This is a genomic window from Gordonibacter pamelaeae (assembly GCF_003340385.1).
In the GTDB taxonomy this organism is placed as follows: domain Bacteria; phylum Actinomycetota; class Coriobacteriia; order Coriobacteriales; family Eggerthellaceae; genus Gordonibacter; species Gordonibacter pamelaeae.
Map to the genome: position 1 here is coordinate 41288 of NZ_PPTS01000009.1, position 12781 is coordinate 54068.

Sequence of the window (12781 nt, forward strand, 5' to 3'; positions counted from 1 at the left end):
GCTACTCCGCGGCGCCGGCGGCGATCTGCACGCTCTTGGAAAGCGACAGGTTCCCGGCCTCGTCGGTGGCGACGACGTCGGTGCCCAGGTCGATGATGCCGACGCTCTCGGGCGCGGCCATCTTGAGGCGGCTCGCCTCGGCCTTCACGCGCGTGGGGTTGGAAAGCGAGCTCTGCTGCACTTCCAGGTTGTTGCCGCTGGCACGGGCGTCGCTTATCTGGCTTTCCAGCTGCTGCGACTGCACGGACGTGGCCACGGTCGCCGAGCCGATGGCAATGCGGGCGAAGCACAGAAGCGCCGCCACCACGAGCACCACGGCGAGCGTCTTCGCCATGAACACGACGGTGGAGGGAATGGTCTGGGTGCTGGTGCGGGTGCCCTGGCCCGGCACGACGCGAACGCGCGGGCGTTCGGGGCGCTCGGGTGCGCGCTCGGGATAATTGTAGGAAAACGCCGGTGCGGCTCCTGCCATGACCAACCTCCTTTTCTTCGTTTCGTGGCTGCGTTTCGGTGGTCGTGGTGCTGCTTATGATGTTGCTTGCAAGGCGGCCGGGACCGAGGCCCCGGCCGGATAGGTCGGTTTCAGCGTTTTCGGGCGACGCGCAGCTTGGCGCTGCGTGCCCGGGGATTGCGCTCAATCTCCCCTGCCGTGGGCAGAAGCGGCTTGCGCGTAACCAGGTCGAGTATCGGCTCCTTCCCGCACACGCACACCGGAAGGTCCGGCGGGCAGGTGCAGCGGTTCGCATACGCGTTGAAGGTTTCCTTCACAATGCGGTCCTCGAGCGAATGATAGCTGATGACCACGAGGCGCCCGCCCGGATTGAGCCAGCGGACGGCGGCGTCGAGACCTCGACGCAGCACGTCCAGCTCCGAGTTGACTTCTATCCGAAGCGCCTGGAACGTCCGTTTCGCCGGATGCCCCCCGGCGCGGCGCGCCGAGGCCGGTATGGCGGCCTTGATGACGTCGACGAGCTGCTCGCTTGTCTCGATCCTCCCATTCGCCCGCGACCGCACGATGAAATCTGCGATGCGGCTGGCCCATTTCTCGTCCGAGTAGGCACGGATGATCCGAGTGAGATCTGCTGCGTTGTAGGTGTTCACGATCTCTGCTGCGGTTAGGGTGGTTTTCCCCGGATCCATCCGCATATCAAGGGGGCCGTTCTCCTTGAAGGAGAAGCCGCGGGACGGTGTGTCTATCTGCACCGACGAGACGCCTAGGTCGAAGAGGAACGCATCGACCCCGGGTACCTCGGCACTGACGAGAAGGTCGTCCATATCCCCGAAGTTGCCGCGCAATAGCTCCAGGTTGGGGCGTTGCCCGTCGGGCAGTGACTCGAGCCGGGAGCGGGCGGCGGCGAGCGCCACCTCATCCTGGTCGATGCCGATGAGCGTGCCCCCCGGGCCGATGAGCTTGGCCATCTCGAGGGAATGCCCTGCCCCGCCGAGTGTTGCGTCCACGAACGTTTGCTGTGGTTTGAGGTTCGATTGTTCGAGGCACTCGGCGAGCAGAACGGGGGTATGCTGGAATTCTTGTTGCCGATATTCGCTTGTCATTGCGCTCACGTCCTACGATCAGCCGAACAGGACACCGAGGTCGGTGTCGTCGTCCTGCGCCTCGTAACGCTTCGCGTCCCACACTTCGAAGTAGCCCGTGTTGCCCACGACGACGACGTCCTTGTCGATGTCCGTCGCCTCGCGCGCCTCCGTCGGGAGCATGATGCGCCCGGAGCCGTCCACTTCCACGTCCTTCGCGCGGGCCTTGAGCTTGCGGCGCAGGCGCACGTGCAGGTCGTTGGAGGAGTCGTACTTGCCGAACTTGTCCTCGAACACCTCCGCGACCCAGGCGTTGAAGCCACGGGGCTCGAAGACGTAGAGGCACTCGTCCTTCGGATTGCGGGTTACCACCAAGTCGGTCGAAAGCACCTTGCGGAACTTCGCGGGCAGGGACATGCGGCCCTTGGCATCGACCTTGAAACGGAACTCGCCGTTGAGGTCGACGATGTGCGCCGCCCCCTCCGTGTTCTCCGTTGTGTCGACGACCTCCGCCATGCCATCCTTTCCGCGTGCAGCCGTTCGGCCCTTTCGATGTTTGGCATTCTATCCCACTTCGCCCCACTTCGCAACATTTATGGGGTATTCCGCCCCCTTTTTGCCGTGATGAAACCCTCTGTTCACCCACCCGTCATCAATTTCTCGATGCGCGGAAAATCGGCCATACCACCGGTAGCCAAAACCGCGAAACCGCCCACAAGATATGGATTCGCAACCCTCTGTGGCACGAAGTGGGAGAATTTGTGACGCCCTCCCACCCCACCGCAGCCCCCGCAAGATCAACCGCTCGTTCAAGCGTGGGAGCGGAGGCGCGGGCCGGAGCCAGAGCGGAGGCAGGTGGGCGCCGGGGCTGGGCTGGGCGCGGGCCGAACCGGGGCCGCCATCCAGCAGCGCCGGCCAAGCCTGACAGCAGCACGGAAGGGGCGAGAACAAGCGAAAAATCGGATAAGCGAACGAATGTTTCACGTGAAACATTCGTTTCGTAACGAGGCCTATTCCTTCGGAAGCACACCGCCTCCCCCTGCGAAGAAGCCGCACGCCCATCCCGCGTGCGATGCCAAGGCAGCAGCGCCCGAAAAACCCTGCGGGGTTATATATTACCTATTCGATCATGGACAAGATCGAAGCCCTATGGCATGTTTTCTGCAGCCGCACGCGGGCGTCTTCCGGAAAAAGCCTGGTCGCGAAAAGCAGTCGGCGAATCAGACACCGAGAATCGCGCCATAGCCTCGATTCTCGTCCACGCGAAATTACGCCATGCCCGCGGACGCTATGCGCGCGGGTGGGCGCTCAGATACTCCTCGCGGATGTGGGTGCGGCTCACGTGGGTGTACACCTGGGTGGTTGAGATGTCGGAGTGGCCGAGGATCTCCTGGATAACGCGCAGGTCAGCACCGCCTTCCAGCATATGGGTGGCGAAGGAGTGACGGAGCGTGTGGGGATGCAGGTTATCCACGCCCACCAGGCGACCGGCGTCGGCCACGATGGCGTGCACGCTCTGGCGCGTCAGGCGGCCGCCGCGGACGTTCAGGAACACCGCCGCCGTGGGCTTGGCGTAGGGCTTCGCGAGCGCGGGGCGGCCACGCTCCAGGTACGCGCCCAGCGCCTCGAGCGCAGCGCCCGAGATAGGGCTTATGCGCTCCTTGCCCCCTTTGCCCACGACGCGCAGATACCCCTCCTCAAGGATGCAATCACCCAGGTCAAGGCCCGTGCACTCGCTCACGCGCAGCCCACAGCCGTACAGCACCTCCAGGATGGCGCGGTTGCGCATCTCCGGCGGGCCGTCGCCCGTGCAGGCAGCCAGCATAGCGCCCACCTGGCTCGCCGAAAGCACGTCGGGCAGCCGCTCGGGAGGCTTGGGCAGCTGCAGCGTATCGGTGGGGTTGCGGCGCGCGTAGCCCTCCCGCACGAGGAAGCGGTGGAAGCCCTTGATCACCGACACACGCCTGTCCACGCTCGACGTGGCGTAGCCGCGGTCCACGAGGTCGGCCTCGTAGGCCACCACGCAGGCGCGGTCCACGTCATCGGCATCGCCCACTCCGCGCCCGTCGAGGAAGGAGGCGTAATCGCACAGGTCGGTGGTGTACGCCGACACGGTAAGCGGCGAGGATCCCCGCTCCACGCGCAAGTGCGAGAGGTACTCTTCCATGAGCGCGTGCACGGCGTCCACCTCCGCCCCCTTTCCGACGACCCTCGGGATTTCGTACGAGTATAGCACCGGCCCTCCGGCCCTCAAGGCGGTTTTCGCCGCGCGCCGTCCGAGGGCGCCACCGCGCTCACCCTCCGCCGCGCCGCCTCCAGGCCCGCTCCTGCAGCAGCCCACCGCCGGGTTTACCGCACCTCGCCAGCAACGGGATTGCCATGCCGCGAGTTTTTACACGCCGGCAACACCGGGTACGGCAAGTGCGATATACTTTGGTTCGCGCGCGTGCGCGCATCACCGTCTTCTCACGAAAGGGGCACCGCATTCCCATGCGCATCGGATTCGACAACGACCAGTACATCGCGCTGCAGGCGGAGCACATCCGCAACCGCATCGACCAGTTCGGCGGCAAGCTCTACCTGGAGTTCGGCGGCAAGCTCTTCGACGACTACCATGCCTCGCGCGTGCTGCCCGGCTTCGAGCCCGACTCCAAGATCCGCATGCTGAAAAGCCTCATCGACGACGCCGAGATCATCATCGCCATCAACGCGAACGACATCGAGAAGAGCAAGGTGCGCGGAGACCTGGGCATCACCTACGACGAGGACGTGCTGCGCCTCATGGACATCTTCCGCGGCATGGGCTTCGCCACCAGCGGCGCGGTCATCACCCATTACACGAACCAGCCCTCGGCCGAGGCGTTCCGCAAGCGCCTGGACAGCCTGGGCATCAAGAGCTACCTGCACTACCCCATCCCCGGCTATCCCTACGACATCGACCGCATCGTGAGCGACGAGGGCTACGGGCGCAACGAGTTCATCGAGACCACGCGGCCGCTCGTGGTGGTGACGGCCCCCGGCCCCGGCAGCGGCAAGATGGCCACGTGCCTCTCGCAGCTCTACCACGAGCACAAGCGCGGGGTGGCGGCCGGCTATGCGAAGTACGAGACGTTCCCCATCTGGAACCTGCCGCTCAAGCACCCGGTGAACATAGCCTACGAGGCGGCCACCGTCGACTTGAACGACGCGAACACCATCGACCCGTTCCATTTGGAAGCGTACGGCGAGACCACGGTGAACTACAACCGCGACGTGGAGATATTCCCCGTGCTGAAAGCCATGATGGAGCGCATCTCCGGCGAGAGCCCCTACCAGTCGCCCACCGACATGGGCGTGAACATGGCCGGCAACGCCATCGTGGACGACGAGGCCGTGCGCGAGGCCGCGAAGATGGAGATCGTGCGCCGCTACTTCCAGACCGCCGTGGAGACGCGCCGCAGCGGCACGGGCCAGGAGCACGTGGAGAAGCTGGAGCTGCTGATGAACCAGGCCGGCGTGAACGCGAGCTTCTCGCCGGCCCGCTCGGCCGCGCTGCTGAAGGAGGAGACGACCGGCGGCCCGGTGGGCGCCATGGTGCTGCCGGACGGCTCGGTGGTCACGGGCAAGACGTCGTCGCTTCTGGGCGCGGCGTCGTCGCTCATGATGAACGCGCTCAAGGGCGTCTCCGGCGTCGACGACGAGATCGATGTCATCAGCGACGAGGTCATCGAGCCCATCTGTCGCCTGAAGACCGACTGCCTGCACAGCCGCAACCCGCGCCTGCACTCCGACGAGACGCTCATCGCGCTGTCCATCAGCTCCGCCACCGATCCGTTGGCCGCCAAGCTCATCGAGCACATCGACGATTTGCGCGGATGCGACGCGTACTTCTCGGTCATCATCTCCTCCACCGACGAGAAGCTCTACCGCACCTTGGGGATCAACGTCTGCTGCGAGCCCAAGTACGAGCAGCATCGGTACTACCACAAGTAAGACGGCGCGCACAACGAACGCTATAGGAGCCAAGTATCACGTCCGGCGGAAGAGAATCCGCCGGACGTGTTTTTTCTGGCGCGTTCACCGTTAATTATATCGTAGACGATATAATTAACGGTGAACAGGAAGCGATTCGCTTCGGAAGGGAGGCTGCTATGCTCAGCACGAAAGAGGCCGCAACACGGCTTGGCGTGTCGGAACCGCGCGTGCGCGCGATGCTCAACAAGCACGTGCTGGAGGGAACGAAGATCGGGCGCACGTGGGCGGTGTCCGAGCAGTCGGTGGAGAATCGCATGCATACCCGGCCTTCCGCAGGACGTCCGAGGAAAGACAGCTCAACCGCCCCGGCGGCGCCTTCCTACGACATCGAGGCCGCGCGCCGGCTGTACCGGGAATGCCGCGCCACGCTGTCGGGAACGTTCAACTCGGCGTTCCTCGACCAAGCCGAGAGCAAGGAAGAAGAGGACTTCTATGTGGCGGTGTCCACCTTCTTCCTCCAAAAGAGGCAGCAGGAGCTCATCGAGCAAGGCGTGTTCTGATGGATCGCCCTCGCTACATCCTGTTCGCGGGCGTGAACGGCGCCGGGAAGTCAACCCTCTTCAAGTCGGGGCTCTGGGATCGCACGAGCGTTTCCGAGGCCATGCCCCGCGTCAACTCCGACGAGATCCTCGCCTCGCACGGATGGGAATGGGAGGATCGAGCAGCACAGTTGCAGGCAGGCCGGGAGGCGTTGGCGCTCGTGCGCAGCTGTCTGGACGCGCGAACATCGTTCAACCAAGAGTCCACGTTAACAGGCCATTCCATCATGAAGACCATCGCCTCGGCCAGGCAACGGGGGTTCAGGGTCGTCCTCTACTATGTCGGAGTGGGTGACCCTGAAATAGCGAACCGGCGAATAGAGCGGCGCGTAGAGTTCGGCGGCCACGGAGTGGACCCGGAAACGGTGAGGAGGCGCGCCCGAGCGTCCCTCGACAACCTCGTGAAAGCGGTACCGCTGTGCGACGAGGTGTTCTTGTTCGACAACACCTACCTGCTGAAGCCGGTTGCCCGTATAGCATGCGGCGACCTCGTACGCTACGAGTTGGAGAATGCGGGCGTGTCGTGGCCTGACGAAGTCATGCGGCGCTTGATAGCCGCCGATGCCTGGGCTGGCTGGCAGGACTAGGCGGCTGAGACGATCCAGATCATGGAGCCGTAGGTGAAGCCGGAGTCGCCGGCGGAGAGGACGGCTTCGAGGAGGGTCTTCATACCGTGATCGGTGAAGGTGCCGCGCCAGACGAGCTGGGTGCCCATGTCGCCGGCGGCGAGGATGACGGGGCGGTCGAACGTCACTTCCAGGCCGAGGGGCGTGAAGCGGGCGTCCTGCACGAACGTCGTGGCGCCGCCCTGGGTGGTGAGCGACCACGACCCGCCCGGCAGGTCCATGTCGGAGCGCTTGAGGCGCGCGCCCGTGATGGCCACGGGGCGCTCGGAGCGGTTGCCTACCATCACGGGGATGGTGGCGCTGTTGGGGTCGCCCTCGCCCAGCATCATGGAAACCGACGAGGGGATGGTTATGTTGACCTGGGCGGCCTCTTCCTCGGGGGCGTCCGGCGCGGCGGAATCGGCTTCGGGCGCGGGAGTTTCCTCCGTCGGAGCGAGGAGCTCGTCGCTTTCGGGCGGCGGCTCCTCCGCAGCGTCCTCGGCGGGATCGTCAGCAGACTTGTCGGAGAGGTCGTCGGCGGGGGCCTCGGGGTCGGCCGGCTCCTCGGCCACGGGCGGCTCGGGCGTATCGGGATTGGCGAGGATGCGGCCGTCGAGGTCCCACGCATAGGCGAGCACGTTCTCGTCCGCGCCGCGGTAGACGGTGGACAGCGGCTCGTCGGGCGGCTCGGCGAAGCCGAAGCACTCCTCGAGGACTGCGTCGTCGGCGAGCGCGAGATCGTCCGGCAGCTCCACGAGCTTCGGGCAGTCGAAGAACGCGCGCGTGAGGTCTTTGACGTCTGCGGGGACGTTCGCGACCTCTTCCAGGTTCGCGCATCCCTCGAACCAGTGCGCCAAGCTGGAAGGCTCCACCGCATCGGCGAACACGACGCGCTTGATGTCGTCCGATACGCCTGCCGCGAGCCACGGCACCTCGTCGGCGCTCTCGAACGCGAGGGTATCCCCCGCCCCGTCAACGACGAACGTCCCATCGTCCCACAACTCGGCAACGACCGCAGCAGTCTCGTCGAGCCCGATGGGCCAGGCGCTCTCGTACTCGGGGACAGAGGGAATTGCGGGCTCAACCGGGGTGGTCGGCGGCGTTGGCTCGGTCGAAGGAGTTGTGACGATCACGTTGTCCGCATCATCAACGGAAGGAGTCGTGGTGGCGGAAGGATCGATGGGCTTAGTCGTGCCATACGTAGCTTCCGAAGCGGCTTCTGGCGAAAGAGGAGCTTTGCTGGAAGCCGCTTCGGAAGCAGCAAACGAATAGGAAACCGGCCACAGCGCGCCAGAGACCAGCAGCAAACAAAGAACCAAAGCCGCCCCGAACCTCAGCGCGGCTTTGGCAATTACATGTTCATGCGAAATCTGCACGACTCACAGCTATGCCGTTGTCGGAGCAACCGTAAAAGAAACCGTCATAAAATCAAGCGTTGACTGTCCCAAGATGCTCCCGGTAAAGTTCTTCATCGAGGCAGTCGCCGATAAAGTGGCTTTCCCAGAATTGCCAGCTATCGTCACTGCATCCGCTTCCTGAATGGTTGCTCCACCAGTAGCCTTGAATGCGCCCAGGTCGATGCTCTTTCCGTCAGCGGCCATAGAAATCTTCGTAGCATTGTTCACAGCACCTTTGGTGGCATCGGCGTAATCGGCCTCTGTCAACAGGTTGATGCTGGTGTTAACGCCGGACACCTCCACTTTCGAGATATACACCGGAGCAAGCGACTCATTCGTAAGTACCAGATCGGGGAGAGTGAGCGCACCCGCAGCATTCAAAGACGCACCGGCATTCCCCGTCGGAACCGTAACGCTTATCTGGGCAGCAGAGGTATCCAACGTGTATATCTTCGTTGCACTCTGATCCGCAAACGCAGTCCCCGCGCACAGACCCGTCAGCATTGTGGCGGCGCATACGCCTACCAGACCCCGCTTGATGTAGTTGAACCGGCTCGTCTTCGTCATGATACTTTCCTTTCCTGATGTGCCCTTACGTTGTCTGACATGCTCTGACTATCTCTCGTCGAAGGTTGTCTTAGCCTTCGACGCGTAACGTGATCTCAGCGGCCGCTTGGCCGGTCTTCTTGTGCGTCTCGCGGTCGTAGCCCGTGAACGTGGCCACGGCAGCGTACTCGCCGGGCTCCAGGTCGCGTGACAGCTTGATGTTCTGTATGTGCTGGTCGGGCGCGATGGCGCCGGACTCGTACACCACCTCGTCACCGTCCTTGAGCGCGATGGTCACCTTCTGGTCCATCGGGTTCGCGGCGATGTTCTCGATGCGCGCCTCGCCCTCAGACGCGCCGTCGGGGAACGTGATGACGGCGGCGATGGAGATGTTCATCATGCCCTTCGCCACCTCCTCGTTCAGGGCGGCTTGGATCTCTTCCTTTGACTTGCCCTCGAACTGGCCTTGCGCGGCATTCGAGTCGAACCAGTCCTCCACGGCCGGCTGCTGCGTCAGCACGACGCCCGCCACGACGGCGGCGGCTACGGCCACCACGGCCACCAGGCCGGCGAAGACGTGCTTGGACATGCCGAGTATCTTCCCGGCGTTCTTGGCCGTCTCGACGGCGGTGCTCGTTGCGGAGGAATGGGGGTCAGGGGCCTCTGGTCGGAGGATCTGCCTTACTGGCGCCGAGTCTGGAGAAACATCCTGAACCTGCTTCCCTGCAGCATCGTCGGCGAGTTTTTCGCCGTCCCACTGATGCGAGGAAGCATTCGGTTCGGAACTGTCTACTGGAAGGCTCTGCGCGCTCTCACGGTCTTGCTTGCTCATACGAATTACCCCTTGATCCGGTTCGCATGCCTGAAGGCACGGAACTTGATACGCAAAGATACGCCAGGGGGGGGGGCAAGTCAACGGAAACTTTGCACTGCAATTATCCTATTTTTGGCATAACCTGCAAAAGGAATGCCCGGCAGACGCGCATGCCTGCCGGGCTTCGCGCACCTAGAAGAACACTCGCGCCGCGTGCTCGTAGAAGCCTTCCCGCTGGTAGCGCAGCAGAACCGTGGGGGCGTCGCCGCGGCGGACGTAGACGCGGCGCACGGGCCGCTCGAACTCCAGCAGCTCGCCGTCGACGAACAGCGTGGCCTCGCGGGTGTCGGCGTTGTGCGACAGGTCCATCTCCACCACGTCGTTGGACGCCGTGACGATGGCGCGCGAATGCAGCGTGTGGGGCGCGAGCGGCACGGCCACGAGGCCGGCGAAACCCGGCGACACGAGCGGCCCGCCGGCCGAGAGCGCGTAGGCCGTGGAACCCGTGGCCGTGGCCACCACCAGGCCGTCGCCGCGCATGCCGGCGATGCGCGCGCCCGAGATGCTCAAGCCGAAATCGATGATGCGGCCATGCGCGCCGCGCGTCACCGCCAGCTCGTTGAGCGCGAAGAACGTGCGCGCATCGCTTCCGCAGGGGAACCCGGAGGCGGAGGGCTCCCCGCCGGGCTCTTCCCCTTCATCGGGATCGTCGAGCGTGCCGGCGTCGTCGCCCCAGCGATCCCGCTCGCCCTCGCACACCACGTCGATGCGCAGGTTCGTGCGCTGCTCGGCCACCACGTCGCCGGCGAGCGCGGCGGCTACCACGGCCACCACCCCCTCGTCGCTCGTGTTCGCCAAAAAGCCCAAGCGGCCGAAGTTTATCCCCAGGATGGGCACGCCCGACGTGCCGATCTGGCGCGCCGTGCGCAGGATGGTGCCGTCGCCGCCCAGCACCACCGCCATCTCCACCCCGTTGGCAAGCGCCTCGTTCAGCCCTTCGTGGTCGCCGCGGCACGAGAGGTCCGACGAGTCCACGAGCGTGTAGTCGGCCCCCTGCGTGGCCAGGTACGTGGCCAGCAGAAGCGAGGCGTCCACGGCCTTCGAGTTGGAATTATTGCGTACGATGAGGATGCGCATGAAGGTCTTCTTTCCGGGTTTGCTATGATGGGCCATTATATCCGATGCGCAAGAAAGCGTCCGTCCATGTCCGACAAGCTCGCACGAGCTCAACATACGCGCGTTGCCGAGCCGACACCAGCCCCCACGCCCACCCCTGCCGCCGCCCCCGCCAAGCGCGCCGCGGCGCCGTCGCATGCGCGCGCGGCCGACCCGGGCTCCACGTCCGAGATCCGCGTGGGCGGGCGGCATGCGGGGCTCGACCGCACGGTTATCGCCGCCGCCGTGGCGCAGCAGGTCGTTCCGCGGCCGGAGCCCCGGCTCGACCCCGCCAGCGCGAAGGCCCGCCTGCGCGCGGCGGCGCCGGGCGAGACGTCCGAGATTCGCATAGGCGGCAGCCACGCCGGCCCCGACCGCACGGCGCCGGCGCGCGACCCCTTCGAGCCCCAGACGCCCGACCCGCGCGCGGCGGCGCAAGCTGCGTCCGCGGCGAGCCGCCGCGCCGAGCGCGCGGCCTTCCCCGGCTCGACCTCCGAGCTGCCCATCGTGAGCAAGCACGCCGGCGTGGACAAGACGGCGCTCGCGCGCACGGACGCCGCCGAGCAGGGCGACGCGGCCGCTGTGGGCTCGTCGGCCGCACTCATCAGCGTGTGCACCATGGTCTCGCGCGTGCTGGGCTTCGTGCGCACCTGGACCATGGCCTTCGCGCTGGGCTCCACGCTGCTCTCCAGCTCCTACCAGGTGGCCAACAACCTGCCCTCCCAGCTCTACGAGCTGGTGATAGGCGGCATCCTGGTGACGGCGTTTTTGCCGGTGTATATGTCGGTGAAGAAGAGGCTGGGGCAGAAGGCGGGGAACGACTACGCCTCCACCCTGCTCACCATCGTGGTGGTGCTGTTGGCGGCGGTGTCGGCGCTCTGCATCGCGTTCCCGTCGTTCTTCATCTACACGCAGAGCTTCTACTCCGACCAGCGCACCATGGCGCAATCGGTGTTCTTCTTCCAGTTCTTCGCCGTCCAGATCGTGTTCTCCGGCGCCACGGCCATCATATCGGGCCTGCTCAACGCGAACCGCGATTACCTGTGGTCGGCCATCGCGCCGGCGGCGCAGAGCATTGTGGTCATCGCATCGTTCCTGACGTACGCGGCGCTCGCGCCGGGCAACCCCGACCTGGCGCTCTACGTCATAGCCATCGGCAACCCGCTCGGCGTGTTCGTGGCGCTGGCCATCCAGCTGCCCGCGCTGCGCCGCAACGGCATCCGGCTGCGGCCGCGCCTCAACCTGCACGACCCGGCGCTGCGCGAGACGCTCTCGCTGGGCGTGCCGGCCCTGTTCGTCATGGTGTGCTCGTTCGCGGTGGTGTCGGTGCAGAACGCGGCGGCCTACAGCTTCGCCGACAACGGGCCGTCCATCCTGCTGTACGCGCGCCAGTGGTTCACGCTCCCCTACTCCTTCCTGGCCGTGCCCATCACCACGGCCATGTTCACCGAGCTGGCCGACATGCAGGCCGAGGGCAACGCCAAGGGCGTGAAACGCGGCATCGTGAGCGGCACGAACCAGATACTCTTCTTCATGATTCCCTTCGCGCTGTACCTCATGGTGTTCTCGCTGCCGCTCATCACCGTGTTCCGCGCCGGCGCGTTCACGGCGGAGAACGTGGCGTCCATCGCCTCGTACATGAGCGTGCTGGCGTTCGCGCTGCCGGTGTACGGCGTGAACACGTACCTGCAGAAGATCTTCTCGAGCCTGCGCAAGATGGGCGTGTTCGCGGCGTTCAACTTCGTGGCGGGAGCCGCGCAGGTGGCGCTCACGATGTTCGGCGCGTCGCATGCGGAGAGCTTCCCCATCGAGATCATCGCCGTGGGCGAGGTGCTGTTCTACGTGGTGGCCGACGTGTGCCTGTTCGCGTACCTGCGCCGGCGCCTGGGGCCGTTCGGGCTGCGTTCCACGGCGAAGGCGTTTCTCGTGGCGCTGGTGTTCGGCGGGCTGGGCGCGGCGGCGGGCGGCGGCGTGCTGTTCGCGCTCACGACGCTCGTCGGGCCGCTGTCGGGGTCCATCCCGCAGGCGCTCGCCTACGTGGCGTGCGGCGGCCTAGTGTCGCTGGCGGTGACGTTCGGCCTGGCCATCAAGCTGCGCGTGCCGGAAGCAGCGTTCGTTGGCAACATCGTGGGCAAGGTGGCCGGCAAACTGGGCCGCGGTCGGGCGTAGCGCGGCTGC

At 65.4% G+C, this 12781-nt stretch carries 12 protein-coding genes; 4 read left to right on the forward strand and 8 right to left on the reverse strand.

Translation table 11 applies throughout. The annotated features are described in order from the left end of the window. Nucleotide 1: 1 nt before the first annotated feature. The 4 genes from C1877_RS13310 to C1877_RS13325 form a co-directional block, all read right to left on the reverse strand. Nucleotides 2-472: an FtsB/FtsL family cell division protein gene (locus C1877_RS13310; protein WP_015539773.1), complete on the reverse strand. Its 471-nt coding sequence runs from the start codon at nucleotides 470-472 to the stop codon at nucleotides 2-4. Nucleotides 473-582: 110 nt separating this feature from the next. Further along, nucleotides 583-1554 (reverse strand): 16S rRNA (cytosine(1402)-N(4))-methyltransferase RsmH, encoded by a 972-nt coding sequence (gene rsmH / locus C1877_RS13315; protein WP_114569401.1) that lies wholly within the window; start codon nucleotides 1552-1554, stop codon nucleotides 583-585. Nucleotides 1555-1572: 18 nt separating this feature from the next. After that, complete coding sequence (locus C1877_RS13320) at nucleotides 1573-2049, reverse strand: division/cell wall cluster transcriptional repressor MraZ (protein WP_015539775.1); 477 nt, start codon at nucleotides 2047-2049, stop codon at nucleotides 1573-1575. A 772-nt stretch (nucleotides 2050-2821) separates the two neighbouring features. Further along, nucleotides 2822-3712 carry a site-specific tyrosine recombinase XerD gene (locus tag C1877_RS13325; RefSeq protein ID WP_261798096.1) on the reverse strand — a complete coding sequence of 297 codons (891 nt, stop codon included), beginning with the start codon at nucleotides 3710-3712 and terminating at the stop codon, nucleotides 2822-2824. Nucleotides 3713-4023: 311 nt separating this feature from the next. On the opposite strand from C1877_RS13325, the gene C1877_RS13330 reads away from it, so the two are divergent. From C1877_RS13330 to C1877_RS13340, 3 genes are all read left to right on the forward strand, one after another. Then, entirely contained in the window at nucleotides 4024-5505 is a 1482-nt protein-coding gene (locus C1877_RS13330; RefSeq protein WP_114569402.1) for a DUF1846 domain-containing protein, read from the forward strand. Nucleotides 5506-5663: 158 nt separating this feature from the next. After that, nucleotides 5664-6047, forward strand: a complete 384-nt coding sequence (locus C1877_RS13335) for a helix-turn-helix domain-containing protein (RefSeq protein WP_015539777.1) — start codon at nucleotides 5664-5666, stop codon at nucleotides 6045-6047. Further along, nucleotides 6047-6673, forward strand: a complete 627-nt coding sequence (locus C1877_RS13340) for an ATPase (RefSeq protein WP_015539778.1) — start codon at nucleotides 6047-6049, stop codon at nucleotides 6671-6673. Before C1877_RS13335 ends, C1877_RS13340 begins: the two co-directional genes overlap by 1 nt. On the opposite strand, the gene C1877_RS13345 is transcribed toward C1877_RS13340, so the two are convergent. The 4 genes from C1877_RS13345 to C1877_RS13360 all read right to left on the reverse strand — a co-directional run bounded on the left by C1877_RS13345 (nucleotide 6670) and on the right by C1877_RS13360 (nucleotide 10585). Beyond that, the gene (locus C1877_RS13345) at nucleotides 6670-7824 is read right to left on the reverse strand and encodes a hypothetical protein (RefSeq protein WP_227155252.1); all 1155 of its coding nucleotides are present in this window, start codon (nucleotides 7822-7824) and stop codon (nucleotides 6670-6672) included. The genes C1877_RS13340 and C1877_RS13345 overlap by 4 nt on opposite strands. A gap of 252 nt (nucleotides 7825-8076) precedes the next feature. After that, nucleotides 8077-8655, reverse strand: coding sequence for a hypothetical protein (locus C1877_RS13350; RefSeq protein ID WP_015539779.1), 579 nt, complete (start codon nucleotides 8653-8655; stop codon nucleotides 8077-8079). Between the two features lie 70 nt (nucleotides 8656-8725). Beyond that, the gene (locus tag C1877_RS15365; protein ID WP_015539780.1) at nucleotides 8726-9223 is read right to left on the reverse strand and encodes a hypothetical protein; all 498 of its coding nucleotides are present in this window, start codon (nucleotides 9221-9223) and stop codon (nucleotides 8726-8728) included. A 417-nt stretch (nucleotides 9224-9640) separates the two neighbouring features. Continuing rightward, nucleotides 9641-10585, reverse strand: coding sequence for an NAD(+)/NADH kinase (locus C1877_RS13360; RefSeq protein ID WP_114569404.1), 945 nt, complete (start codon nucleotides 10583-10585; stop codon nucleotides 9641-9643). A 66-nt stretch (nucleotides 10586-10651) separates the two neighbouring features. Here C1877_RS13360 and murJ point away from each other — a divergent pair, with 66 nt between their 5' ends. Further along, complete coding sequence (gene murJ, locus C1877_RS13365; protein ID WP_114569405.1) at nucleotides 10652-12772, forward strand: murein biosynthesis integral membrane protein MurJ; 2121 nt, start codon at nucleotides 10652-10654, stop codon at nucleotides 12770-12772. Nucleotides 12773-12781 lie beyond the last annotated feature (9 nt).